Here is a 25,554-nt window from a genome sequence, read left to right as displayed (position 1 = left end):
TCAGAAATCCGCCGGCGGATTGGCGGTGCGGCGGTCGAGCTTGATGAAGGGGCGCGGCACTACCTTGGCCCGCTTCATCAGCCTCTGGTACTGCAGCTCGCGCATGGCATAGATCTCGACCCAGAGGTCTTCAACCATCGTATCGCCAAAAGGTCGCTTGAGAGAGGCGATGGCGACATTGCGCTTGGCCATCGGCGACCACATGGCGGCGCTGACCAGCCCGACCTCCTGGCTTTTCTTGTAGTAGACGATGGCTTGCTCGGCCGGGATGTTGCCTTCGATCTCCAGCCCGATCAGCACATGACGCAGCTTGCGCTTCGTCCGCGCTTCGAGGATGGCGCGGCGGCCGTTGAAATTGCCTTTTTCCAGATCGATCATGAAACCGAGGCCGATCTCATCCGGCATGCGCAAGCGGTCGGCACGGATGGCGTGCTCGGCGGTGGTGAAATCCACGTTGGCAACGATCAGCCCGGCTTCGAGACGAGCGCGGTTCAGCGCGGTGTAGCCGATGGCGCGGATGCCGCGCGTTTCGCCGGCCGTCATCAGCCGGTCCCACAGGCTCAGCGCCTTCTCGGCCGGCACGAACATTTCGTAGCCGAGGTCGCCGGTGAAGCCGGTGCGCGAGATGGTGACCATGCCGCCGTCCTGCGGGAACTCGGCGAGGTCGAAGATCTTCAACCGCTCGACGCCGGCGAAACCGGCGTCACGCAGCACGGCGAAAGAAGTCGGGCCCTGCAAGGCGAGGCCGGCAACGGCTTCCGTTTCTTCCTCGACGCTCACATCGAAGCCTATGGCGCTGTCGAGCAGCCAGGGCAAATGCCGTTCCTGTGAGCACAACCGGAAGCGTGTCGAGGAAAGCCTGAACAGCGTGCCGTCGTCGAGGACAAAACCGTCGTCGTCGCACCAGGCGGTGTAGTGGACGCGGCCGGGCTTCAGTTTGCTGACATCGCGCAAGGTGATGCGGTCGAGGAACGCCTCGGCGTCAGGGCCCTCGATGCGGTATTTCGTCATCGGCGAGATGTCGAACAGGGCCGTCTGGCTGCGGATGGCGAAATATTCGAGCTCCTCGTCCCACAGCGAATGCGGGGCGCGATAGCCGGCCCAATTGTACCAGTCATTGGTTCTCGCCAACGCGTCGATGCGCGGCTGGAACGGTGTGCCAAGGCGCAAGGTGCGGAAATGCGATTGAGCGGCTGTGCGGGCATCGGCAGGCGCGTCGATCTCGGTCACGGCGGGCTTCTTCCTGGTTGCCTGTGCCATGGTCTATCCCCTCATCGCGATGATGCGCTTCGCCGCGTTCAACCCCGGTGCGCCGGAAACGCCGCCGCCCGGATGCGAACCGGCGCCAGCAAGAAACAGCCCTTGGACCGGCGTGTCATAACCCGACCAGCCGGATACCGGCCGCGACATCAGCATCTGGTCGGCCTGCAATTCGCCGTGGTGCCAATGGCCACCGGGCATGCGGTAGCGTGCCTCGATGTCGGCAGGCGTCAAAAGCTCGGTGTGAAGCACTGTTTTGGAAATCCCCGGCGCATAGGCCTCCAGCTGAGCCATGATCGCCTTCAGGAATTTCGGCTTGCCGGCGCCCCAGCCTTCCTTCAGCGCATAGGGCGCATACTGCACGACCGCTGAAAGCACGCAGGCACCAGCTGGAGCGAGCGAGGGGTCGGTCAGGCTGGGCAGCGTGATCTCCATCACGGGCTCGGGCGAGAACTCACCATATTTGCAGGGATTGAAGGCGCGCTCGACATGGTCGGGCGAGGGCGCGATGACCAGGCGGCCCTTGTGGCCAGCGGCGTCGATACCGGCAAATTGCGGCGGCCGGTCGAGCGCCAGGTGCAGCTTGGCCGCATCGCCCTTCATACGGATATTTTTCACCTTGCGCACGAAGCCTGTGTCGACCCCGCGCGGTCCGACGAGATCGAGGATGGTTGTTGCCGGATTGACGGCGGAGACGATCGTTTTCGCATGCAGCACCTCGCCGCTGTCGAGCGCGACGCCGACGGCGCGACCTTTTTCGACGATGATCTTGGCAACAGGTGACGCGGCGCGGATGGTCACCCCGGCCCTCTCCGCCGCGGCGCGGATGGCGGCGACGACCGCGCCCATGCCACCTTTCGGCACGATCTGCGCGCCCGCCTTGCCGCCCACCTCGCCCGCCAGGCGGTAGTAGAGGCCGAGCAGCGAGGTCGGCGAACGCGGACCGAGATGACTGCCGAGCGTCGCGTCGAAGGCGAGCAGACCTTTCAGTCGGTCGTCGGTGAGCTGCTCGTCAAGCAGGTCGGCGACATTCATTAAAAGCACGCGCAGGAAATCGCGCATGTCCTCCTTGCCGAGTTTCTTCAGCGCCAGCGCTGTCTGGCCGAGCGCTGCCGTCTCAAGCAGCGACATGGCGCCAAGGTCGGGCGGACGGCGCGACAAGAACGGCTTCAAAATGCCGGCATAGCGCAGCAGCTGGGCACGCAGTTCCTTCCAAGCGGTTTGCTCGGACGAACTGGCACCGGTCAGCACCTCGCCATAGGCGCCATAGAGGACGAGCGGACCGCCCTTCGACAGCGCAACGGTCGGCACGAAATCGCCACGCGCGACCTGCAGCCCGTGCCTTTCCAACTCAAGCGTCTTCACCACATCGGGATGCAGCCGGTTCAGCACATGGGCGACAGACGAGACGCGAAAGCCCGGTGCGAACTCCTCGGTCCGTGCCGCACCGCCGACATCGTCGGCTGCTTCCAGCACCAGCACCTTGCGGCCGCCCTTCGCCAGCGTCGCGGCGGCGACAAGGCCGTTGTGGCCGCCGCCGATGATGATCGCATCAAATGACGTCATGGGCCGGGCTCATATGCGAGGTGGACTTGGCGAGGTCGCGCAGGATCTCGGCGGCGGCGTTGCGGCCGGGCGCGCCCATGACGCCGCCGCCGGGATGGGTCGACGAGCCGCACATGTAAAGCCCACTGAGCGGCGAGCGGTATTGCGCGTAGCCGGGCACCGGTCGGTTGAACAGAAGCTGGTCGAATGTCAGCTCGCCCTGGAAGATGTTGCCTTCGGTGAGGCCCACCTCGGCCTCGATCTCGCGCGGCGTCCGCACCTCCATGTGGACGATGCGGTCGCGGAAGCCCGGCGAGTATTCGGCGATCTGCGAAATCACGCTTTCCGCAAAACCGTCGCGGTCCGCATCGGTCCAGTCGTGGCCATCCACCTTCGGCGGCGCGTACTGCACGAAGCAGCTCATGAAATGCTTGCCCGGCGGCGCCATGGTCGGGTCGAGCGTGGTCGGGATGACCATGTCGAGGAAGGGGTCGGCCGACCAGCGACCGGCCTTCCAGTCGTCATAGGCGCGCTCCATGCGCTCCATCGAATCGGTGAAATGCATGTCGCCGCGATAGACCGGCGAATCCTTCGGCAGCGCCGGGAATTCGGGCAGCGAATCGAGCGCTATGTTGACCTTGCCGGACGAGCCACGGATCTTGAAGTTCTTCACCCGGCGCAGGAAGATGTCGGGCAGTTCCTTGTCCTCGACCAGCTTGAGGAAGGTGCGCTTCACGTCGGCGTTGGAGACGACGAGTTTGCCGTAGATCTCCTCGCCGCCGGCGAGCACCACCCCCTTGGCCTTGCCGCTGATAACCAGCACGTGGTCGACCTCGGCGCCGGTGCGGATAGTGCCGCCGGAGGCCTTGAAGGACGCGGCGAGTGCCGTTGTGACGGCGCCCATGCCGCCGCGCGCATAGCCCCAGGCGCCGACCGAGCCGTCGACCTCGCCCATATAGTGGTGCAGCAGCACATAGGCCGTGCCTGGCGACATCGGCCCGAGCGCGGTGCCGATGATGCCGGACAGCGCGAAGTTCGCCTTGATGACGTCGGTCTCGAAATACTCATCGAGGAACTCCGAGATCGACATGGTCCAGAAGCGCAGCGTCAGCGCCATTTCTTCCGCCGACAGGCCGGCGAATTTCTTGCCGAGATAGAGTAGCTCGCCGATATCGCGTGGTCGAAAACTGGTCGGGTCCGGCGCGGTGCGCATCAGCAGCGGCTGAATGAAGCGGCATTGACGCGTGACGTCGCGGGCGTAGCGGCCATAGGCCTCGGCGTCGCGCTTGGAAAAACGGCCGAACTCACGCCGGTGGGCGTCGTGGTCGCGGTAATTGGCGAGGTAATCGCCATCGCGGGTGAACACCGCGCCACCCTCGTAGGAAATCACCTGCAGGCCGAAGCGCGGCAGCTCTAGGTCGCGCATGATCTCGGGCCGGAACAACGAGCAGACATAGGAGCAGTTGGAATAAAGGAAACCAGGCGTCAATTCGCGGCTGGTGGCCGCACCGCCGACCCAGTCGTTCTTCTCCACCACCAGCACGTCGAGGCCGGCGCGCTGCAGGTAGCAGGCGTTGACCAATCCGTTATGGCCGCCGCCGATGACGATCGCATCCCACGCTTTCATATACGCCGAGCCTTCATGGCGATCTCACCGTTCATTTTATGTGATCTGTTCCCGAATGCGCGGAATTTGGCACGGCTTCAGTCATTTTGTCCAGCCATATTGAATGAATGTTCAACAAATGGTGTTGCGTTTTCCTGTTTATGCGCTAGGCTTTGCCGACATTCTGGACTGTCCAGCAGGCAGTTGGAGCTGAGGTCAGATGATCGAAACGGCGGACGCCGAGCCGGAATATGACGACACCGCCATCCGCTTCCTGGAGGCGCTCTGGGGCGACGGCTATCTGTCGCCGGGCGGGCCCGACGAGGTCGACCGGGTCGTCGAAGGCCTGTCGCTCGCGGGCAAGACGATCCTCGACATCGGCTGCGGTGCCGGCGGCATCACGCTACATCTCGTCGCGCGCCATGGCGCGGCCCACGCCACCGGCTTCGATGTCGAACGGCCGGTGATCGAGACGGCGCGCCGGCGCGCGGCTGCGCAGGGTCTCGGCGACCGCGTCAGCTTCGTCCAGGCGCCGCCCGGCCCGCTGCCTTTCGCTGATGCTTCCTTCGACGTCGTCTTCTCCAAGGATGCCTTGCTGCACGTGCCCGACAAGGACGCGCTGTTTGCCGAAATCTTTCGCGTGCTGAAGCCGGGCGGCATCTTCGCCGCGTCGAACTGGATGATCTCGCATGATGGCGAGCCGTCACCCGAGATGAAGGCCTATGTCGCGGCGGAAGGCCTGTCTTTCGCCATGGCCTCGCCTGAGCGTTATGCGCTGGCGATGCGCCGGGCAGGCTTTGCCGATGTCACCATTCGCGACCGCAATCCCTGGTATCGCGAGGTCGCCCGCGGCGAGTTGGAGAGGCTGAAGGGGCCGCTCTATCCCACGGTCGCGGCCGCGGTTGGCGCGGCCTATGTCGACAAGAACATCCGGACCTGGGAAGCCATGCAGAAGGTGCTTGACAGCGGTGAGCACCGTCCCACTCATCTTCGCGGTCGAAAGCCGGCTGGGTAGCCGGCAATGCTGGAGATCAAGACGCCGATGAAGACCGCAGAAGCGAGGGATGTTCTCCCTGAACCAGCACGAAAAGGCGACGCCGAAAAGCGCGGCCGCAAGGCGTCGAAGGAGGTCCGGCAGCAGCAGCTGATCGAGGCGACGATCGATTCGCTGGCCAAGCGCGGCTATTCGGAGACGACGATGGCCGATGTCGCCGATGGCGCGGGCCTGTCGCGCGGCATCGTCAACTTCCATTTCGAGAGCAAGGACAAGCTGCTCGTCGCCACGCTGCAATACATGGCCGACGAGTATGCCGCGCACTGGCGCGCCGCGCTGACCAAGGCCGGCGAGGATCCAGCCCGCCAGTTGCGGGCGCTGGTCGCCGCCGATTTCGACCGTTCGATCTGCAACAAGCGCAAGCTGGCCGCCTGGTGCGCGTTCTGGGGCGAGGCCAAGTCGCGGCCGACCTATCAGTCGCTCTGCGGCGCGCGCGACGCGGCCTACCAGAAGATCTTCATCGACCTCTGCGCATCGCTCAAAGAGAGTGGCGGCTATGCCTATGAGCCGCAAGTCATCGCCCTGGCGCTGAGCGCCATGCTGGAAGGTCTGTGGCTGCGGCTGATGATGGGGACCGAGGATGTCACCCGCGAGAGCGCGCTGCAGGCGGCGAACGCGTTTTTGGTCGCCGCCTTTCCGAAGCACTACGGTTAGCAACAGCCGGCCAGCAAGGCCGGCTGAACCATAAAAGAGGATGGAACAGCAATGAAGACTTTCAGCCGACGCCTGACTCTCACATTGGCACTGACTGGTGCGCTGGCGGCTTCTGCGGCGGCGCTGGCGGTTGCCGCCGACAAGGACCTGATCGTGTTCGACTGGTCCGGCTATGAAGACCCCAGCTTCCACCCGAAATATGTCGAGAAGAACGGCGACTCGCCGACATTCACCTTCTTCGGCGACGAGGACGAGGCGTTCGAGAAGGTCCGCTCCGGCTTCAAGGCTGATCTCGGCCATCCCTGTTCGCAGAGCGTGGTGAAGTGGCGCGAGGCAGGGCTGCTGCAGCCGCTCGACACTTCGAAGATCACGGGCTGGAAGGATCTCAATCCCGGCATCATGGCGATGAAGGATCTTGCCACCACCGCCGACGGCAAGGCCTGGTTCATGCCCTGGGATTGGGGCAACACGCAGCTCACCTACAATTCCGACAAGGTCGACGAGAAGGACGTGCAGTCGCTGAAGGCCTTTGCCGATCCCAAGTTCCAGGGCAAGGTTTCGATCGGCGACAATGTCGACGACGCCTATGCGCTGGCGAGCCTCGCCATCGGCCTGAAGGACTGGACCAAGATGACGGACGACCAGTTCAAGCAGGCATCCGACTTCCTGCGCCAGGTGCACAAGAATGTCCGCTCCTACTGGACCGATACCACCGACATCGTCCAGCAGCTGAGCGGCGGCGAGGTCGATCTCGCCTGGGCGTGGAATGATGCGACGGTGCAGTCGGTTGCCGCCGGCGTACCGATCAAGTCCAAGAAGGATACCGCCGAGGGTATTTCGACCTGGGTCTGCGGCTATGTGCTGTTCAAGGATGCGCCGGACAATGTCGACAAGGCCTATGATTATCTGAACGCCATCAACGATCCGGAGATCGCCAAGGTGCTGGTCAAGGATTGGGGCTACGGCCAGGCCAACGCCCAGGGCATGGCTGGAGTCGACCAGGCGATCCTGAAAGAAAAGGGCTATGACGACGTGCAGAAATTCGTCGACAAGACGCTGTTCCAGTCGCCGGTTCCTTCCGATCTCAAGCTCAAGATGATCGCCGAGTTCGAGAAGATCAAGGCTGGCTATTGAGCAAAGAAATCGAAAGAACCGGCGTCGTCATCGTCGGCGCCGGCTTCACCGGCCTGTCGGCCGCACTCGAATTCAAGAAGGCCGGCATCGATTTCCTGCTGCTCGAAGCACGCGACCGCGTCGGCGGACGCGTCGAGGCTAGGTTGAACGGCCTTGGCGAACGCATCGACAGCGGCGGTCAGTTTCTGTGCGAGGACATGCCGGAATTGATGGCCCTGGTCGAGGCGCGCGGCAAGACGCTTGTCGAGACCTATGTCGAAGGCGATTTCATCGCGCGGCCGTCAATGTCACCGCAGGCAGCCGAGCGGACCTATGTCGCCGCAATGGCGATCCGCGAGCGCATGAATGCCATCGCGCCTGACGATGCCTCGATTGCCGGCCTGACCGTCGCAGCCTGGCTCGACCGCCAGAACGATACCGGCGATGCCAAGGCAGCCTTCCGCTCGATGATCGAAGGCCTGTGGTGCCTGGCGCTGGAAAAGGTGCCGCTCTGGCACCTGATCGACAATGACCGCCGCATCACCAACGAGGTGCCGGAGCTGCAATATTTCTTGCGCGAGACCATGCAGTCGCTGGCCGATGATCTGGCCGGCGACCTCGGCGACCGGTTGCGGCTGAACGAGCCTGTGACGCAGATCGAGCACAGGCCGAAAGGCGTCCGTGTCATCGCGGCCAGCGGCGCGATCGAGGCGCGCCAAGTCCTGGTCGCGCTGCCGCCGGCGACAGCTGCGAAACTCGATTTCGCACCATCTTTGCCGATCAACTTGAAGAGGGCGCTCGGCGTCTGGGAGAGCGGCGCGGTGATCAAGATCCTCGTACGCTATCCCACGCCGTTCTGGCGCGACCGCGGCTTGAGCGGCATGGTGATGTGGCGCGACCAGCCGGGACTGTTTGCCTGCGACGCCAGCAAGGATGCGGACCATGCCGCGCTCGTCGTCTTCGTCGGTGGGCCACTGGCGCTGCGCTGGCGCGCGCTCAGCGATGCAGCGCTGCGCGCCGAAGTGACGGCAAGGTTGGAGGAAGCCCTCGGTCCGGACGCGGCCGACATCCTCGATTTCAGCCATCGCGACTGGACGCATGACCGCTGGAGCGGCGGGGCCTACAGCGACCTTATTGTCGACACCACGGCGAAGGATGCCGAACGCACGATTCTCGCGGGCGCGCCGCCCGTCCATTTCGCCTCGTCGGAAGTATCGCCTTCGTTCCCAGGCTATGTCGAGGGTGCGATCGTGGCAGGGCGCATCGCCGCCAAGAAGATCGCCGCCGAACTTCAGTCCGCCATCGCCACTAAAGCTTCAGGATCATAAGCGAGGCGGATCGAGGTGCCCACCGGGATGTCGTCGGCACCGAAATCGTTGGTCTCGGTCACCGAGAGCGGCTTCTCCAGCCCGGGGATCTCGACGATCAGATGGGTGATCTCGCCGAAATAGTGGCGCTCGACCACCTTGCCGGCGACTTCGAATTTCGCCGTGGCATTGTCCCACAGAACGCGCAGCCGCTCCGGCCTTATGCCGAGCGTCGCGGCGCCGCCATTGCGGACGAAGGCCTTCGGCTTGTCGGTCTTGACGCGGCCGAAGCCCAGCGTGTCGACGACCAGCGAAGCGCCGTTCTCCTCGACGATCTCGGCCTTGACGAAATTCATGCCGCCGAGGAAGTCGGCCACCTGGCGGTTGACCGGCCGCTGGTAGATTTCCTTGGGCGAGGCGACCTGCGCGATCTTGCCGCCGAACATCACGGCGATACGGTCCGACATGGCCAAAGCCTCATACTGGTCATGGGTGACGAGCACGAAGGTGATGCCGACCGCCTGCTGCAGGCGGCGCAATTCGACCTGCATCTGCTCGCGCAGTTTCTTGTCCAGCGCCGACAGCGGCTCGTCGAGCAAGAGCACCTTGGGCCGCATCACCAGCGCGCGGGCGAGCGCGACGCGCTGGCGCTGGCCGCCGGACAGTTCGGTGGCGAGCCGCTTGCCGAGGCCGGTCAATGAGACCTGGGCCAGCGCCTCCTCGACGCGGCGTTTTTCCTCCGTTCCCTCGAGCCTCAGCCGCTTCAGCCCATAGGCGACGTTCTGCTCGACATTGAGATGCGGGAAGATCGCATAGCTCTGGAACACCATGTTTGTCGGCCGGCGGTTGGCGGGAATGCCCTCCATTGGCTGGCCGCCGACGGCGATCGAACCGGTGGTCGGATTGTCGAAGCCGGCGATCATGCGCAGCAGCGTGGTCTTGCCGCAGCCGGATGGGCCGAGCAGCGAGAAGAATTCACCTTCCCGGATGGTCAGCGTGGCATCGTCCAGCGCCTTGAAGGCGCCGTAGCTGCGCGTGACGCTGCGGATCTCGATCATGGGTCTTTCGGATAGCGGGGGCCGTTCGGACTGATGAGGCCGTACGGCCTGCGTTTGCTCAGGCATAGAGGCCTCCCTCGTTCTGGGTGCGCCTGGCCGCGCGGCGGCGCAGGATTTCGGCGACGGTCATCAGCAGGAAAGAGGCGACCAGCAGCAAGGTGCCCAGCGCCAGCACGCCGGGCAGCTTCGACGCAAAACGCAGCTGTCCCCAGATGTAGATCGGCAGTGTCGCGTCGGTGCCAGTCAGGAAGAAGGCAATGATGAACTCGTCGAGCGAGATGGTGAAGCAGACCAGCAGGCTGGAAATGATCGCCGGCGCCACCATCGGCAGCGTCACCCGCCGGAAGGTGCCGAAGGCGCTCTCGCCGAGGTCGGCCGAGGCTTCCTCCAGGCTGCGGTCAAAACCCTCGAAGCCGGAGGTCAGCACCGTCATCGAATAGGGAATGCAGACCAGCACATGGCCGAGCACGACGGTGAACAGCGACAGGCTGAGGCCGAGCTGCAGCATCACCAGCAGCATCGAGATGGCGACGATGACTTCCGGCAGCACCAGCGGCGCCATGATCAGGCCGTTGATGGCGCGGCGGCCGGGGTAGCGGTAGCGGGTGATCGAGCGGGCGGCGAGGATGCCGAAGACGGTGGCGAGGATGGAGGCCGAGACGCCGACGACCAGGCTGTTCCAGGCGGCGTCGAGCAGTGCTGGCGTGCGCGGCAGGTCCTCGTACCATTTCAAGGTGAAGCCGGAGAGCGGGAATTTCGGCGTTGCCGCCGTGTTGATCGAGAAGATCGGCAGGAAGATGACCGGCAGATAGAGGAACACCACGTAGAGGAAGGCATAGGCCGACAGCCAGCCGCCGCCTGGCAGGAAACGCCGCAACGCCGTCATCGCGCCAGCCTCTGAGCGGCTCGGATGGCCAATACCATAGCGCCGGCAATCAGCGTCACGATCACCATGGTGGTGACGGAAAGTGCGGCACCCAGTGGCCAGTTGGACGCCTTGCCGAACTGCGCCTGGATGGCGTTGGCGATCATGACGCCGTCCTTGCCGCCGACCAGCTTCGGCGTGACATAGTCGCCGACGGTCGGGATCATGACGATCAGCGCCGCCGAAATGATGCCGGGCACCGACAGTGGCAGCGTCACGCGCAGGAAGGAGCGCAGCGGACCGTCGCCGAGGTCCTTGGCCGCCTCGACCAGCGTGCGGTCGACTTTTTCCAATGACACAAAGATCGGCAGGATGGCGAAGGCCGCCCAGGCATGGGTCAGCGTGATGATGACGGCGGTCGAATTGTAGAGAAGTGCTGTCGACGGCTCGTCGATGATGCCGAGGCCCATCAGGCCGGAATTGAGCACGCCGTTGTAGCCGAGGATGACCTTCCACGACATCACGCGCAGCAGATAGCTGGTCCAGAACGGGATGGTGATCAGGAACAGCCAAAGGCTCTTGTGGCGGCCGCCATGGAACGAGATGAAATAGGCGATCGGGTAGGCGAGGATGACGGTGAAGAAGCTCACCATCAGCGAGATGTAGAGCGAGCGCCAGAGCAGGTCGCGATAGATCGGCTCGGTCAGCGCGATGCGGTAGTTCTCCAGCGTGAAGGTGCGGTCGATGGTGAGGTAATTCTGCGTCCAGAAGGAGTGGGCGATGACCACCAGGATCGGCAGGACCAGAAGGATGAGGGCATAGAGGAAGGTGGGGCTGATCAGCGCAAAGCCCTGGACGGGCTCGGACTGCAGAAGGGCGTTTCGCCTGGCCCGCGTCATGCGCCGTGCAGGCGACCCTTCGGCAGCTGTCGTCATTGCAGCGCCCCCGGCGTGATCTCCGTTGCGGGCTCGGACTGTCCTGCCATGCAGTCTTCCATCCTCCAAGGCCGGCGGCATGTCCCCATTCTGCCGAGCGCGCCGCACGGTGAACCCGTTCTCTCGATCGCGCTTCGAGCTTGCCGGCTTTCTTTCATCATGCGCGCATCCGGCGATTGAAATCAAGCGCTATTTCTGTAATATTGATTGAACGGACATTCAAAATGAAGTGAAGAAAGCCGCTTTTACCGAGGCTTGGAGTTGCTTGGTGTCCGCTGAAAATTGTCACGAGAGCATGTGAGGCGAAGATGGCGGCTGCAAGAGACCTGAAGGCGATGGAGACGGTCGATGCCGACGTCGACGCCGTCGAACTGGCCAAGCGCCATCTCGTCCAGCCCTGGCCGTTCGCCGGCTCGGTCGGCGCCGAGGCGCGCGCTTTGATCGGCGAGGGCGAGGGCATCTACATCACCGATGCTTCCGGCAAACGGCTGATCGACGGGCCGGCCGGCATGTGGTGCATCAATGTCGGCCACCGCCGCGAAGAGCTGGCCAAGGTGATGTACGACCAGGCGATGGCGCTGTCCTACAACACGCCGTGGTACACGATGAACGCGCCGTCGGCGGAGCTCGCCATGCGCATTGCCGGCCATGCGCCCGGCGATCTCAGCCATGTCTTCTTCACCACCGGCGGGTCCTCGGCGGTGGAGACGGCGCTCCGCTTCATGCAGTTCTACAACAATGTACGGGGGCGGCCGGAAAAGAAGCAGATCCTCAGTCGCGGCGGCGCCTATCACGGCTCGACCTATCTGTCGGCCTCGCTCAACGGGCGTCCGCGCGACCGCGACTGGATGGACGGCGCCGACGAACTGGTCGTGAAGCTCTCTTCGCCGGACCCGTTCCGCCGGCCGCAAGGCATGAGCATAGAGGCGTTCGCCGATTTCCTGGTCGATCAGTTCCGCGACACGGTTGCCCGCGTCGGCGCTGACAGGATCGGTGCCTTCGTCGGCGAGCCGGTGCAGGCCTCGGGCGGTGTCATCGTGCCGCCGGATGGCTACCTGAAGCGCATCCGCGAGATCTGCCGCGAGAATGGCATCCTCTTTGTCTCCGACGAAGTGGTGACCGGCTTCGGCCGGCTCGGCCACGTCTTTGCCTCCGGCGAAATGTTCGGCATCGATCCGGACATGATCACCTTCGCCAAGGGCGTGACCTCAGGCTATTTCCCGCTTGGCGGCGTCATCATCTCGGAGCGGATTTTGCAGGAGTTGCGCCGTTCGAACCACCCCGACGCGCTGTTCGGCCACGGCCTGACCTATACCAGCCATCCGATCGGCTGCGCGGTGGCGCTGAAGAACCTCGATATCCTCGAGGAGAGCGTGCTCGCCCATACGAGAGAGGTCGCACCCTATTTCCAGGCGCAACTGAAGACACTCGAGGAACTGCCTCTGGTCGGCGAGGTGCGCGGCATGGGGCTGATGGGCTGCGTCGAATGCGTCGCCGACCGCGAAAGCAAGGATCCGCTGAAGCTCGACAAGGACGTCGGCAAGCGCATCGACGCGCACTGCCATGAACTCGGCCTGCTGGTCCGGCCGCTGATCAACATGTGCGTGATGTCGCCACCGCTGATCATTTCGCGCGAGCAGATCGACGACATGGTGGCGATCCTGCGCGAAGGCATCTCGCGCACGATGGATGATTTGCGCAAGGAAGGGGTGTGGCGGGGGTGAGGTTCTCCCTTCTCCCCGTTCACGGGGAGAAGGTGCCGGCAGGCGGATGAGGGGCGGCGCCGACATCGGCGATTGGCCGTGGCTCACGCGAGTTGGATGTCTCATCAGTCTGAAGCGATAACCTCACAAGCTCGGTGCTGCCCCTCACCTGCCTGCCGGCATCCTCTCCCCGTATAGTGACGGGAGAGGGGCGCTGTGATCGGCGATTTCGCCAATCGCCGGCCGCCTACGACCTTGACCTTAGCGCGTCGTTCAGCGCCCACATGTCCTTTTCCTCCGGCGCGGTCTCCAGGTCGAGCACCGGGATCTGCCTCCGCAAATGGTCGTGGTGGGTGCGCACGCCGTATTCGAGGTCGGAGAGGTAAAAGCCCTCGAAGGCTTCCGACAGCATCGATTCGTTCGACCATACCGACAGCTGCACGTCCTCGCTCATCGTGTCGCGGTCGATGCGGTAGGCGAGATAGCGTGCCGCCGCCTGCTCCCTGGTCTCGTCGGGGTAGCGGTAGATCGCCCCGCGCAGCAGCGTCTGCCCGGTCGACAACGGGAACTCCTGATAGAACTGCACCGATTCCGGCATGATCGACAGCGCGTTGTTGGGGAAGATGCCGTAGTAGATCCAGGCTCTGCGCAGATGCTCCGGCAGGTGTGACACGTCAGGGGCGAGCTTGATGTATTCGCGCACGCTCCAACGCCGCCCGGCATGCGGATTGTAGGTGGCAAAGGAGCGCGACACGCCGTTGATGAAGGGTTCGTCGAAATAGGTCGCGCCGTAGAGATCCTGCAGCGCCGGATGCGCCATGGCGACATGGTAGCCTTCATTGTCGACGTCACGTACCGACTTCCAGTTGACGGGCGACTTCTGCGTCCAGATGCCCCAGGACGGCACCATGTCGGCAACATTGTAGTGAGCCATCTCGGCCTCGATCGGCTTCAGAAGTTCGGCCACCGACGGCTGCGGGCCGCCCTTGCGGAAGCGGATGAAGATGAAGCCCATCCAGATCTCCAGGTCGAGCGGCATCAGGCCGAACTCGGTCTTGTCGAGATCGGGGAAGGAGCGCGGACGGGCAGCACCGCGCAGCGTGCCGTCGAGATTGTAGACCCAGCCATGGAAGGGGCAGACCAGTGCGTTCTTGCAGGTGCCTTGGCTGTCGGCGACGACGCGGCTGCCGCGGTGGCGGCACATGTTGTTGAAGGCACGCACGACGCCGTCCTTGCCCCGCACGATCAGCGCGCGTTCGCCGACCACGTCCATGGTCAGATAGTCGCCGGCATTCGGCACGTCGGAGACGTGGCCGGCGATCTGCCAGTGGTTGCGGAAGACGTATTCCTTCTCGAGTTCGAGAAGGGCGTCGGAGTGGTAACTCCAACCCGGCAGGCCCCGCCGGTCCCAATTGTTGGGGATCGCCACGTCACGGAGGTGCGGGTTCATCAAAGGCTCTTCATTTGTTGAATACTCATTCAATAAAATCATATTTTTCTTTGAAATGCAATGGTTTGTGGAAATACGAAAATTTCAAGATAACTGAATTGAGCAGACCTGGATCTGGCCCGACGAGAGAAAATCCCGGAAATTCCGGGCCTTAGCGCCGGTTGTGGAAGATGCGCCGGGCGCGGGGATTCGCGGGCGCCGCGCCTGGAAAAATGAACCCATTTCCGAGGAAAAAGCCCCGGCGCCGGCAGACTGCCGCCCGGAGTGTGATCTTGCTCATAGTCTGGCCGGGCAGGTCCGGGCATAGCTCAACGCTATAACCGTCTAGGCAACATCCTGATCATGCACATGAAACAGCTTCGCAAACGAAACAGACCATCGGCGCTTGACCGAATATGCCCGATTGTGCCCGGTTTTCTTGTTTCATCCCTGTTACACGGGCACCCTTCGCGCGTCGTTCGTCCGTTACCAGGCGCGATTATGTTCGTTTTATAGCAAAGACAAAAATAAACGAAGGGAACGGCGATGTCTACGAAGGTTCACGCCAACAGCGACCGCGGCAGGCAAGTGCCGGAGCGCAATGACAGGCGTCCAAAGCTGGCACTGCGCCAGCGCGCCAGCGATCACCCGATAGTGATGTTCATGATGATGGGCGCCTGCGCCTTCGCCATCATGGCATTCACGCCAGCGGCCGGTCCGGCCTTCGCCTCGTTCAATCCGCCAGCCAATGTCATCGACGGCGCCTCGACCACGGTCAAGACGGCGCGGCTGCCGAAGCCGGAGATCGATTTCGCCTGCAAGGGCCAGGCCTGGGGCGCCGAGAGCGCGGATTGCCTGCGCGTCATTGCCGCCCAGTCCGGCGTGCATAGAGACCGCGCCGTCCGCATGATCGCCAATGCCGCGCCAATGAGCAACACGCCGAATGTTTTTTGAGTTCTGCTAGGCATGATCCGACAGTAGGTATCTAGTCTTCGGATCATGCTTGGACCTCCCAGAGCGCGCCTCCAGCGCTCAGTCAGGCTCCCGCCGCACGTCGGTCGGGAGTCTCTTTTTTTTGGGGGGTCTATTGATATTCAGGTGAGGCCGGCCTGCGAATGGCAGGTTTCAGCTCTCGGAAACCACCACTCTCGGCTCGGCCTGACCTGATCTCAATAGGCCCAGGGAGTATTTTCGGAAAGGGATCACCCGGCGGCCACGGCGACCTGCTCGGCAATGGCCGAGAGCACGCCGCGGACGTCCAGCGTGCTGAAAGGCTTCTCGAGGATTTGCGGGCGCTGTGGCGCCGGCAACGCCTCGATCTCCGCCTTGGCGCCAATCAGGTCGCCGGTGACGAGCACGAAGCGCTGCGCCAGATCAGGCCGTTCGGCAAGCAACTCGCGATAGATCGACATGCCGCTGGTGCCGGGCATGCGCAGGTCGGAAAAGACGATGTCGGGAGGCATATGCCCGGCGAGGGTCGCGGCAGCCGATGTCCACGCCGCCACGACCCGCGACTTCAGGCCCATCAATTCCAGAATGTCGGACAGCGAGCCGGCGACATCGGGTTCGTCGTCGATGATCAGCGCATGGCGCAGGCCGCTCGAGCGCGCCGGGCCTTCGCCGGCAGTGGCAGCACCGGCGGCGATCGCCGGCAGTTGGACGACGAAGCGGGCACCCCTCGGCAGGACTTCCTCGAACCAGATGTTGCCGTTGTGCCGTTCGATGATCGATTTCGAGATCGACAGGCCGATGCCGGTGCCGACGCCGACCGGCTTGGTGGTGAAATAGGATTCGAAGATGCGCGGACGGATCGCTTCCGGCACGCCCGGTCCGTTGTCCTCGACCGAAAAGCCGGGATTGCCGCGGTCGCTGCGAAATGTGTGCACCTTGATCAGCCGGTCGCCCGCGACGCCGGCCAAAGCATGCTGGCTATTGATGAGGAAATTGGCCGCCACCTGTGTCACGTGGTCGGCATCGGCCATGGCCAGCAGCGGACCGGCGGCGAAATCGGTGTCGATGATGATGCCGCTTGAGCGCGCGCCATAAGCGGTCACTTCGAGCGCTGCGCGGATCACCTGGTTGAGATCGGTCTCGGCCTGTGCTGCCGGATGCAGACGCACCATCGACAGGAAGCTCTTGACGATGCGGCCGCAACGCTCGGCGGCGGCGCGGACCTTTTCGGCGCGCACCTTGGTCTGCGGATCGGTGGCGAATTCATGCAGCAGCGTCGACTGGGCGACGACCACCGCAAGCGGGTTGTTCAATTCATGCGAGACGCCGGCGAGCAGCGAACCCATCGCCGCCATCTTCTCGTTCTGGTGCAGTTTCTCGCGCTGGCGGCCGATCTCCTCTTCGGCGCGCAGCTTGTCGCGCAGGTCGCGGATCGAGCCGAAGATGAGACGGCGGTCGGCGACCCGCATCTCGGTCGCCGTCAATTCGATCGGAAAGACCTCGCCGGCCGCATTCTGGGTGACCGTTTCGAGCCGCTGGCCGACCATCGGCGAACCGCGGCCCGACATGTAGTCGGCGCCCGAGGCATAGCCCTTGCGATAATATGCCGGAACCACCGTATCGAGCAGGTCCTTGCCGAGTATGTCGGAGCGCCGGAAGCCGAACATCTTTTCGGCGGCCGGATTGAATTCGATGATCGAGCCGGTCTCGTCGATGACGATGATGGCGTCGAGCGAGGCCTGCAGCATGGTACGGCGGATGACTTCGCTGGCATGGGCGTCCGAGGGTGAGCGCTCGATGGCGTCGCCGATGGCGAGCGCGATGATGTGCAGTGTCGCCTCTTCCTCGTCGGTCCAGTCGCGCTCGTCGACGCAGTCGTTGACCGCGAGCGTGCCCCACAGATGGCCGTGCGCGAAGACGGAAACCGATAGGAACGACTTGATGTTCTGCTTTTCGAAGTCGGTTCTGAGAAAGCCTTCCAGATTGCGCGTATGGCCGGCAAAGACCTTGCCCTGACGCTCGTCCTCGGCCAGTCGCTCCAGCAGCGGATCCGAATTGACGATCGTCTGCATGATGACCGTCGGCGATGCCAGTTCGCCGCCGAAGTCGGGGTCGATCCAGTAGGCCGAGACCGACTGGGCAAAGCCCTGGCCAGGCAGTTCGCGCAACCTAAACAGGATGCCGCGCTGGCAATCCATGGCGTGGCAGAGCGTCTCCAGGATGGTCTCCATCTCGCGCTGCCAGTCGCCGGCCTCGCGCAGCCGGCGAACGACGCGCACAGCCGCCATCGCGGCGCCCTGGCGGTCGCCCTTCATGTCCGTGTTTGCTGCGTCGGCAGTCATGATCAGCAATTATCCAAAAGCCACATCCGGTAAACTACGGAATTCAGCGCATGACCCCGAAAATCGATGCCGATTTCCGGAAGCGTCATTACGCAAAATCAGAATGCTACAGCTTCCCTTGCGTGTCCGAAAGGACGCGTGGCGCTGTCTTACGGTTTTGAATCCCTGAAATTTGAACGCTATCGCCGAAATAGCGAGAATTTCAAATCCACGACGCCGGGCTGGTAGCTCAGTTGCCGTCGCCGTTTGGCAGCGAGAAGATATAGCCTTCGCCACGCACCGTGCGCAGGAATTTCGGATTGGCGGGATCGGCCTCGATCTTCTTGCGCAGCCGCATGATGCGGATGTCGACCGCGCGCGAGGATTCCGGATCTTCGACAAAACCGATCGCTTCAGAGATTGCGGCGCGCGTCAAAAGACGGTTGGCGCGAGTCAAAAAGACCTCCAGCACGTCGAACTCGCTCTTGGCCATGTCGATGACCGCGCCGTTGGCGCCGGTAACGAGCCTGCCGTCGAGATCGGCCTGGAAGGAGCCGAAGCTCAGGCGGCGCCCAGCACCCGTCTCGGCCTTGGCGGCCTGCGGCACGGTCGGCTGCGGAACGCGGCGCAGCACGCTGCGCACCCTGGCCAGAACCTCGCGCAACTCATACGGCTTGACGATGTAGTCGTCGGCGCCGAGCTCCAGTCCGACGATGCGGTCGAGCGCGGTGCCGGCGGCGGTGGCGTAGATGATGCCGATCGGGGTTTTGGAGCGCAGCCAGCGGCCGAACGACAGGCCGTCCTCGCCGGGCATGGCAATGTCGAGAATGGCCAGGTGGAAGGATTGCGTTTCCAGCAAGGTCCGCGCCTCGGCGGCACTTTCCGCCATCGCCACCTCATAGCCGCTGGCCCCAAGATACTCGGCGACCGCCTCCCTCAGGTCAGGCTCGTCCTCGACGACTACAATCCGTGCCCGCACTATGCTCTCGCTCCCGCTTTCAGCGGAAAGTAGATTGGGTATAAACATCATGTCCAGCACTCATCTTGAGATGTCTGTCGCGGGGTGGAAAAACATGGCACGATCGGTCATCGCGCTCGTATCTGTTGCCGATGTGGTGGCGAGCGCCCTCGCCGACCATCTCGAGCGGCGTGGCCACGACGTGCGCGAAGCGCGCCAGCCCTGGGAAGCGGAATCACTGCTTTCGGCCAAGGGCATCGACGTCGTGGTTGTCGGCGACAGCCTGAGCCAGGCCGAGGGACGCGATCTGCTCAGGCGCCACGGCGGTGAGGGCGGACCTGATTTCATCCTGATCTGCCGGCCGGCCGACCTTGTCGACAAGGTGCTGGCGCTCGAGCTCGGCGCCGCCGACGTCGTCGAAAGTCCGCTCAACGTCCGCGAGCTTGCCGCGCGCATCGGCGGCCTGTTGGCGCGGCGCGGCAGAGGTGCGGGGGAACTGGTCGTGCTGGAGAATGCGACCGTCGATCTGAGGTCGGCCATGGTCATGCACCGCTCGGGCACTGAGGACCAGCTCTCGCCGGGCCAGGTGGCGCTGCTCAGGCTGTTTCTGGCCAGCCCGCGCAAGGTGCTGACGCGCGACGACATCATTGCCGCGGCACCTGCCGAAAACGCCGACGCCTTCGATCGCTCGATCGATTCGCGCATCGTGCGGCTGCGCCGCAAGCTCGACACAGAAACCATCACCACGATAAGGGGAGCCGGCTACCGGTTCGACCCGCCGACGCAGCGCGCCGACTGAGAACAGGGCGGTCATCCTGTTTCTTTGCTTCAGCATCGGACCGGCTTTCATCTTCTTGGTCCGATGCAATCGCTCAGCGCACCACGAGTACGGAGGGCCCTGACGGCATATCGCTGGCGAGGCTGACCTCATAGGTCTGGGCACGATCCCGCAACAGCACCGCGGCAAGGCCGGCAAAGCCCAGCAGGGCTTGGGCATAAAGCAATGCGGAAAGCACCGCGGCAGCAGATTTCGTGTTCATTTTTCCATCCCTTCAGATCAGCCCAAACTATGTTGGCGCTTCAGGAAACCCCCGAAGTGCCCGCGCCGCCCACGGAGCCCCCCGTCGCGGCGCGGGCCTTCGGTCCTCTCGGCAGCAAGTAGCCGGAGGCGCCGCGCATCCACTTCAGCCCAAGGCCGACCCGCCAGAGGGCCTTGAGCCGGTTAATGCGCAGGCTGGAGACGATCCAGACCGTGGCTATGAACAGTGCGGCATGCAGTGTCGAAACCTCACCCGTGCTCATCGCTGCAAGCGTCGTCATCGGGCTTCCGGCAACTGTACCGACGCCGCCGACGATGATCGCCGCGATGCTTGCCCTGAGGATCCAGGACGGGATGTTCGTTTTCCTGCTCATTTTCGTTTGGTGCCGACTGCTTTTCGTTACGTCAACTGTGCGGCCGGGCTGTATCCAGATCATGCCGCGCGGGCCGCGCTTTGTTGCAGATTGGTTTCGAGCCGACTTAAGTCCTTTTCATATAAAGGAAAATCGCGCTTTCGATTCGCAAAAGCGTGGGAATTCGGTTGTATCGGGTTGCAAGACCGCGAGACCGTGACGGCCTGAACCGGTCGGCTGGGTAACCATTCTTGTTAATCTTAGGAAACAGATTCGAAACAAAAACGAGCATCATGCGAACTAAGCCTGAAACATGACGCTGCGATAAGTCCGCCATCGAATTGGAGCCGGCCGGACCGGCAGAGAGAGGGGACATCATGCACACCACCATTTCCGCCAAGCTTATCAACATCATTGCCGCTGCGCTCACCGGTGCGGCCCTGCTCTTCGGCAGCGGCGCCGCCCACGCCAACCAGATCCTGGCCCGCGTCTCGCTTTCGCAGCAGACCATGGAAGTGCTGGTCGACGGCCGGCCGACCTTCGCCTGGAAGGTGTCGACCGGCGGCAGGGGGTATGTCACGCCGACCGGCTCGTTCAAGCCGACCCGCATGCATGAGATGTGGTACTCGAAGAAATACGATAATGCCCCGATGCCGCATTCGGTGTTCTTCAGCGGCGGCTACGCCGTGCATGCGACCTATGCCATCAAGAATCTCGGCCGGCCGGCCTCGCATGGCTGCGTACGGCTGCATCCTGACAATGCCGCCGATTTCTACCAGCTGGTCGAGGCTTTCGGCCCCGCCAACACCAGCATTGTCATCGTCAAGTAGCAGGCTGTGGTTGGAGCCGTCTGTGAAGCTTCGGCAAGCTGCTGCGCTTCACTGTTTCAGGCTCCCGCCGGAAGGCGCTGGAAGCAGCGTCCGCGGTACAACAACTCAGTCAAAAAAGAGGCCGGAATTTCCGGCCTCTTTTTTTGTCTTTTGTCTTTGTCAGTCCACCGGCACCGGCATCAGCTTCGGATCCGGCTTCTCGGCGTGATGCGGCAGGTCCTTGCTGGCGATGAAGGTGTAGAACATCGGCACCACGAACAGCGTGAACATGGTTCCGACCAGGATGCCGGTGAAGATCACCAGCCCCATCGAGTAGCGCGCCGCGGCACCGGCACCACTGGAGATGATCAGCGGCACCACGCCCAGCGCCATCGCTGCCGTCGTCATCAGAATCGGCCGCAGCCGGACCTTGGCCGAGGCGACGATCGCCTCGCGCCGCGACATCTGGTGCTTCTCGCGCTGCTGGTTGGCGAACTCGACCAGCAGGATGCCGTGCTTGGTGATCAGGCCGATCAGCGTGATCAGGCCGACCTGCGTGTAAATGTTGAGCGTTCCGAGGCCCAGATTGAGCGGCACGATGGCGCCGAAGATCGACAGCGGCACCGCCATCATGATGATCAGCGGATCACGGAAGCTTTCGAACTGCGCCGCCAGCACCAGATAGATGACCAGCACGGCGGCCGCAAAGGCGATCAGGATCGTGTTGCCCTGTTCCTTCTCCTGCCTGGACTGACCGGAATAGTCGACGAAGAAGGTTTCGGGCAGGCTCTCCTTGGCGATGTCCTCCAGGGCCTTCAGTCCGTCACCGGTGGTGACGCCAGGCAGCGGCAGCGCGGAAATCGTCGCCGAGTTCAGCTGGTTGAACTGCTCGATGGCCGCCGGCGACGCGTTGGTCGAGATCGTTACCACGGAAGAAAGCGGCACCATCTCGCCCGAGGCGCTGCGCACGAAATACTCGGCCAGCTTCTCGGGATTGTCACGGAACTCCTGCGGCACCTGCGGGATGATGTCGTAGCTGTTGGAGTCGCGGTCGAACTGCGCCACTTCGGCGCCGCCGACGAGCAAGGTCAAGGTGCGGCCGATGTCGGCGATCGGCAGGTTGAGGGCCGCGGCGCGATCGCGGTCGATGGTCACCGTCACCTGTGGCGCGTCGTAGGACATTGAGTTCTGTACGACGATGAAACGACCGGAAGCCTGCGCCTTGTTCTTGATCTGCTCGGCCGCCTCGTAAACCTCCGAGGCGGCGCCGGTCGATCGCACCACCATGGAGATGGGCAGGCCGCCGCCGGAGCCCGGCAGCGTCGGCGGCGCGAAGACGAAGGCTTCGACACCGGCGACCTTGCCGAGACGCCCCTGTATGTCGGCCTGGAGCTCCTTCGAACCGCGGGCGCGCTCGGCCCAGTCCTTGAACGCGAAGCCGACGAAGGCGCCGTTGGTCTGGCCGCCGAAGGCGACCGCCGAGAACTGCGCCCGCGTTTCCGGGATATCCTTGACCAGGCCCAGGATCTGATTGACGTAGGTCTCGGTGTAGTCCGACGTCGCGTAGCGCGGCCCGGTCACGATCGACAGCAGGAAGCCCTGGTCTTCTTCCGGCGCCAGTTCGCTCGAGGTTTTTGTGAACGCGAAGCCCGTGACGCCGACCAGCGCAAGGACGATGATCAGTGTCACCGGGCGATAATTCAGCGAGCCTTTGACCGCTTTCTCATAGACGCGCTCGACCCATCCGAAGGTGCCGTCGACAACGCGCTGGAAACGGCCGGGCGCGCCGGCCTTCAGCAGGCGCGCCGACATCATCGGCGTGATGGTGACGGCGATGATGCCCGACAGCACCACCGAACCGGCAAGGGTGACCGCGAATTCGCGAAACAGTGCACCGGTCAGGCCGCCGGTGAAAGCCAGCGGCGCGAACACCGCGGCCAGCGTGATCGTCATGGCGACGATGGCGGAAAAGATCTCCCGCATGCCGTTGAAGGCCGCCTGCATCGGCGACATGTGGTCCTCTTCCATGTGGCGGTGGATGTTTTCCACCACCACGATGGCGTCGTCGACGACCAGGCCGATCGCCAGCACCATGGCCAGCAGCGACAGGAGGTTGATCGAATAGCCGACCGAAAAAAGCAGGAAGCAGACGCCGATCAGCGACAGCGGGATGGTGACGATCGGCATCATCACCGAACGGAACGAACCGAGGAAGAGCAGGATGACGACGATGACGATGGCGACCGCCTCGGCGATGGTCTTGAACACCTCCTCGATCGAGGCGCTGATCTGTTCGGTGGAATCGTAGACGATCTCGATCGTCATGCCCTTCGGCAGGGTGTCCTGGATCGTCGGCACGATCTTGTGGATCGCCGCCGCCGTCGTCAGCGGGTTCGCCGCCGGCGTCGGGAAGATGGCGAGGAAGGTGCCGGGCTTGCCGTTGAAGCTGACCCGGGTGTCGGTGTTCTCCGCGCCCAGTTCCACGCGCGCAACGTCGCGCAACCGCACCACGTTGCCATCCTTTGAGCGAAGCGGAAGCTCGGCGAAAGCCTCCGGGGTCTGCAATGTCGAGCGTACGGTGATCGACGAGACGACGTACTCGTTCTGGGTATTGCCGGGCGCGGAGAGGAAGTTGGAATCGTTGATGGCGGTCAGCACGTCAGACGCGGTGACGCCGCGCGCGGCAAGCTTGACCGGGTCGATCCAGACGCGCATCGAATATTCCTGGGCGCCGAAGATCTGCACCTCGGCAACGCCTTCCACCGTCGAGATACGGGGCCGGATGACGCGCTCGATATATTCGGTCAACTGCTCCTTCGTCATGTTCGGATTCTGCATCGAGATGTACATCATCGCGAACTGATCGCCGGTGCCCTTGACGATCACCGGGTCCTTGGATGCATCCGGCAAGGTGCCGCGCACGCCTTGCACCTTCGACAGCACTTCGGTCAGCGCGACATCGGGATTGGAGCCAAGCTTCATCTGCACCGTCACGGTGCTGGAAGACGGCCGGCTCGCCGAGGTGACGTAGTCGATGTTTTCGGTCGAGGCGACGGCACGTGCGATCGGCGCGGAGATGAAGCCCTGGATCAGGTCGGCGCTGGCGCCGGGATAGGCGGTCGTGATCGTGATCGCGGTTTCATCGACCTTCGGGTATTGCCGGATCGACAGGTTGAAGATGCCCTGGAAGCCCAGGAGCAGGATCATGCAGGCCAGAACGGTCGACAGGACCGGGCGGCGGATGAAGATGTCGGAAATGCTCATTGCTGGGCGGCCTGGTTGTTTGCCGATTTGGTCGGGTCGATCGTGTTGTCGACGGCAACGGACATGCCGTTGTAGAGCCGGTTCTGACCGGCAGTGACAACCTCGTCGCCAGCGGCGATGCCTTCCAGGATCTCAACCATGCCGTTGTTGCGGCGGCCCGGCTTGACGAAGGCCTGGGACAGGACAAGCTCCGGCTTCGGCGCTTCCGTTGCAGGCTTGGCCGGGTCTGCAGCCGCCTTGTCGGCTGGCTTTGCCGCAGCACCTTCGGCAGCGGGTTTCATCGCTTCTGCCGTCGGCTTGGCGGCATCCGCCGCAGGTTTGTCGGCGGGCTTTTCGTCCGGCTTGGCTGCCGGGGCCGGAGCGGCTTCGGCGGCCTTGGCCTGACGCACGACGAAGACGAAGTCGCCATAGAGGCTGGACGTCAATGCCGTCTGCGGCACCGCTAGCACGTTGTTTTCCTCGGGCAGTTCGACACGCACCTGCACGAACTGGCCAGGCGTCAGCTTGCCTTCGTTGTTGGCGACTTCGGCCCGGATGCTGACGAGCCGGCTCGCGGGGTCGATCTTGGGATCGATGCCGCGGATCTTGCCGGCAAAGGGCATGTCGCCGCCGCCGATGCCCAGCCGCACGGTCTGGTCGATCTTCAACAGCGGCAGTTGCTGTTCGGGAACCGAGAAGTCGACCCGCATCGTGTCCAGGTCCTGCAAGGTCACCACGGACGTGCCGGGCGCCAGGTACTGACCGAGATCGATCTTGGGGATGCCCACCGTGCCGCTGAAGGGCGCCCTCAGCTGCTTTTGGTTGAGCACCGCCTGCAGCTTGTTCACTTGGGCGGCGGTGGCCGATGCTGCTGCCCGCGCCGTGTCGAGCGTAGCTTCCGCATTAACGCCGCGCCGCTGCAGTTCGATGGCGCGCGTCAGCGCCGTCTCGACGAGCGCCACCTGCGCCTTGGTTGCCTCCAGATCGGCACGCTCGACGGCATCATCGAGCTGCAGCAGGGTCGCGCCGTCCGCCACCTTCTGGTTGGCGTGGAAAAGGATCTCCTTGACGATGCCGGTGGTCTCGACGGTCAGGTCGACGCCACGCACGGCACTGACCGTGCCGATCGCCTCGACGCCGGGCGTCCAGCTCGACGGCTTGACGATGGTCGTCGACACGGTCGCCGCCGGCGGCTTCATCGTGGCGAAGTACTGCTTGATGCCGTTGTCGCGCAGGAAGTTGAAGCCGACGATGCCGCCACATACCACCGCGAGCACGAGCAAAACCAAGGCGATGACGATTGTCTGGATTGTGCGCTTGAACAAGAGTGTCCCCTCAACCGGCGACCGGC

Annotated in this window: 21 protein-coding genes; 8 read left to right on the top strand and 13 right to left on the bottom strand. The window is 63.5% G+C overall.

All coding sequences use genetic code 11. The features are described from left to right. From ACSQ3Z_RS00480 to ACSQ3Z_RS00470, 3 genes are read right to left on the bottom strand one after another with little or no spacing between them, the layout of a single operon-like run. Window positions 1-1,260, bottom strand: a complete 1,260-nt coding sequence (locus tag ACSQ3Z_RS00480) for an aminomethyltransferase family protein (RefSeq protein WP_436169474.1) — start codon at window positions 1,258-1,260, stop codon at window positions 1-3. A 3-nt stretch (window positions 1,261-1,263) separates the two neighbouring features. After that, window positions 1,264-2,826: a phytoene desaturase family protein gene (locus ACSQ3Z_RS00475; RefSeq protein WP_436169473.1), complete on the bottom strand. Its 1,563-nt coding sequence runs from the start codon at window positions 2,824-2,826 to the stop codon at window positions 1,264-1,266. After that, window positions 2,813-4,432, bottom strand: coding sequence for a phytoene desaturase family protein (locus tag ACSQ3Z_RS00470; protein WP_436169472.1), 1,620 nt, complete (start codon window positions 4,430-4,432; stop codon window positions 2,813-2,815). The genes ACSQ3Z_RS00475 and ACSQ3Z_RS00470 overlap by 14 nt, the downstream gene beginning before the upstream one ends. A gap of 199 nt (window positions 4,433-4,631) precedes the next feature. Here ACSQ3Z_RS00470 and ACSQ3Z_RS00465 point away from each other — a divergent pair, with 199 nt between their 5' ends. From ACSQ3Z_RS00465 to ACSQ3Z_RS00450, 4 genes are read left to right on the top strand one after another with little or no spacing between them, the layout of a single operon-like run. Next, window positions 4,632-5,426 carry a class I SAM-dependent methyltransferase gene (locus tag ACSQ3Z_RS00465; RefSeq protein ID WP_436169471.1) on the top strand — a complete coding sequence of 265 codons (795 nt, stop codon included), beginning with the start codon at window positions 4,632-4,634 and terminating at the stop codon, window positions 5,424-5,426. A gap of 6 nt (window positions 5,427-5,432) precedes the next feature. Further along, window positions 5,433-6,119, top strand: a complete 687-nt coding sequence (gene betI, locus ACSQ3Z_RS00460; RefSeq protein ID WP_436169470.1) for a transcriptional regulator BetI — start codon at window positions 5,433-5,435, stop codon at window positions 6,117-6,119. Between the two features lie 51 nt (window positions 6,120-6,170). After that, window positions 6,171-7,253, top strand: coding sequence for an ABC transporter substrate-binding protein (locus ACSQ3Z_RS00455; RefSeq protein ID WP_436169469.1), 1,083 nt, complete (start codon window positions 6,171-6,173; stop codon window positions 7,251-7,253). Next, window positions 7,250-8,560, top strand: coding sequence for a flavin monoamine oxidase family protein (locus ACSQ3Z_RS00450; RefSeq protein ID WP_436169468.1), 1,311 nt, complete (start codon window positions 7,250-7,252; stop codon window positions 8,558-8,560). Before ACSQ3Z_RS00455 ends, ACSQ3Z_RS00450 begins: the two co-directional genes overlap by 4 nt. Here ACSQ3Z_RS00450 and ACSQ3Z_RS00445 read toward each other — a convergent pair. From ACSQ3Z_RS00445 to ACSQ3Z_RS00435, 3 genes are read right to left on the bottom strand one after another with little or no spacing between them, the layout of a single operon-like run. Then, entirely contained in the window at window positions 8,524-9,597 is a 1,074-nt protein-coding gene (locus ACSQ3Z_RS00445; RefSeq protein ID WP_436169467.1) for an ABC transporter ATP-binding protein, read from the bottom strand. The genes ACSQ3Z_RS00450 and ACSQ3Z_RS00445 overlap by 37 nt on opposite strands. A gap of 58 nt (window positions 9,598-9,655) precedes the next feature. Continuing rightward, window positions 9,656-10,483 carry an ABC transporter permease gene (locus ACSQ3Z_RS00440; protein ID WP_436169466.1) on the bottom strand — a complete coding sequence of 276 codons (828 nt, stop codon included), beginning with the start codon at window positions 10,481-10,483 and terminating at the stop codon, window positions 9,656-9,658. Then, complete coding sequence (locus ACSQ3Z_RS00435) at window positions 10,480-11,397, bottom strand: ABC transporter permease (protein ID WP_436169465.1); 918 nt, start codon at window positions 11,395-11,397, stop codon at window positions 10,480-10,482. Before ACSQ3Z_RS00435 ends, ACSQ3Z_RS00440 begins: the two co-directional genes overlap by 4 nt. A 308-nt stretch (window positions 11,398-11,705) precedes the next feature. Here ACSQ3Z_RS00435 and ACSQ3Z_RS00430 point away from each other — a divergent pair, with 308 nt between their 5' ends. Further along, window positions 11,706-13,121 carry an aminotransferase gene (locus tag ACSQ3Z_RS00430; protein ID WP_436169464.1) on the top strand — a complete coding sequence of 472 codons (1,416 nt, stop codon included), beginning with the start codon at window positions 11,706-11,708 and terminating at the stop codon, window positions 13,119-13,121. 226 nt (window positions 13,122-13,347) lie between these two features. Here the strand turns inward: ACSQ3Z_RS00430 and ACSQ3Z_RS00425 are convergent, their stop codons facing one another. Continuing rightward, entirely contained in the window at window positions 13,348-14,550 is a 1,203-nt protein-coding gene (locus tag ACSQ3Z_RS00425) for an aromatic ring-hydroxylating oxygenase subunit alpha (RefSeq protein ID WP_436169463.1), read from the bottom strand. A 525-nt stretch (window positions 14,551-15,075) separates the two neighbouring features. Between ACSQ3Z_RS00425 and ACSQ3Z_RS00420 the strand changes: the two genes are divergently transcribed. Next, a complete protein-coding gene (locus ACSQ3Z_RS00420; protein ID WP_436169462.1) occupies window positions 15,076-15,483 on the top strand; it encodes a hypothetical protein in 408 nt (135 codons plus the stop codon). A gap of 248 nt (window positions 15,484-15,731) precedes the next feature. Here the strand turns inward: ACSQ3Z_RS00420 and ACSQ3Z_RS00415 are convergent, their stop codons facing one another. Together ACSQ3Z_RS00415 and ACSQ3Z_RS00410 are read right to left on the bottom strand one after the other, a co-directional pair. Next, window positions 15,732-17,822: an ATP-binding protein gene (locus tag ACSQ3Z_RS00415; RefSeq protein WP_436169461.1), complete on the bottom strand. Its 2,091-nt coding sequence runs from the start codon at window positions 17,820-17,822 to the stop codon at window positions 15,732-15,734. 229 nt (window positions 17,823-18,051) lie between these two features. Then, window positions 18,052-18,828 (bottom strand): response regulator, encoded by a 777-nt coding sequence (locus ACSQ3Z_RS00410; protein ID WP_192182577.1) that lies wholly within the window; start codon window positions 18,826-18,828, stop codon window positions 18,052-18,054. 46 nt (window positions 18,829-18,874) lie between these two features. Here ACSQ3Z_RS00410 and ACSQ3Z_RS00405 point away from each other — a divergent pair, with 46 nt between their 5' ends. After that, window positions 18,875-19,558 carry a winged helix-turn-helix domain-containing protein gene (locus tag ACSQ3Z_RS00405; protein WP_436169460.1) on the top strand — a complete coding sequence of 228 codons (684 nt, stop codon included), beginning with the start codon at window positions 18,875-18,877 and terminating at the stop codon, window positions 19,556-19,558. Between the two features lie 73 nt (window positions 19,559-19,631). Here the strand turns inward: ACSQ3Z_RS00405 and ACSQ3Z_RS00400 are convergent, their stop codons facing one another. Both ACSQ3Z_RS00400 and ACSQ3Z_RS00395 read right to left on the bottom strand, forming a co-directional pair. Further along, window positions 19,632-19,799: a hypothetical protein gene (locus ACSQ3Z_RS00400; protein WP_006202193.1), complete on the bottom strand. Its 168-nt coding sequence runs from the start codon at window positions 19,797-19,799 to the stop codon at window positions 19,632-19,634. Between the two features lie 40 nt (window positions 19,800-19,839). Next, window positions 19,840-20,172, bottom strand: a complete 333-nt coding sequence (locus tag ACSQ3Z_RS00395) for a hypothetical protein (RefSeq protein ID WP_436169459.1) — start codon at window positions 20,170-20,172, stop codon at window positions 19,840-19,842. A gap of 356 nt (window positions 20,173-20,528) precedes the next feature. Between ACSQ3Z_RS00395 and ACSQ3Z_RS00390 the strand changes: the two genes are divergently transcribed. Then, complete coding sequence (locus ACSQ3Z_RS00390) at window positions 20,529-20,981, top strand: L,D-transpeptidase (RefSeq protein ID WP_436169458.1); 453 nt, start codon at window positions 20,529-20,531, stop codon at window positions 20,979-20,981. A 159-nt stretch (window positions 20,982-21,140) separates the two neighbouring features. Here ACSQ3Z_RS00390 and ACSQ3Z_RS00385 read toward each other — a convergent pair whose 3' ends face one another. Together ACSQ3Z_RS00385 and ACSQ3Z_RS00380 are read right to left on the bottom strand one after the other, a co-directional pair. After that, window positions 21,141-24,224, bottom strand: a complete 3,084-nt coding sequence (locus ACSQ3Z_RS00385) for an efflux RND transporter permease subunit (RefSeq protein ID WP_436169457.1) — start codon at window positions 24,222-24,224, stop codon at window positions 21,141-21,143. After that, entirely contained in the window at window positions 24,221-25,528 is a 1,308-nt protein-coding gene (locus ACSQ3Z_RS00380) for an efflux RND transporter periplasmic adaptor subunit (RefSeq protein WP_436169456.1), read from the bottom strand. Before ACSQ3Z_RS00380 ends, ACSQ3Z_RS00385 begins: the two co-directional genes overlap by 4 nt. Window positions 25,529-25,554 lie beyond the last annotated feature (26 nt).

It is taken from the genome of Mesorhizobium sp. LjNodule214, from assembly GCF_964252735.1.
Lineage (GTDB): Bacteria > Pseudomonadota > Alphaproteobacteria > Rhizobiales > Rhizobiaceae > Mesorhizobium.
Note: the sequence above shows the minus strand (reverse complement) of the source record. Positions and strands in the feature narration are given on the sequence as shown.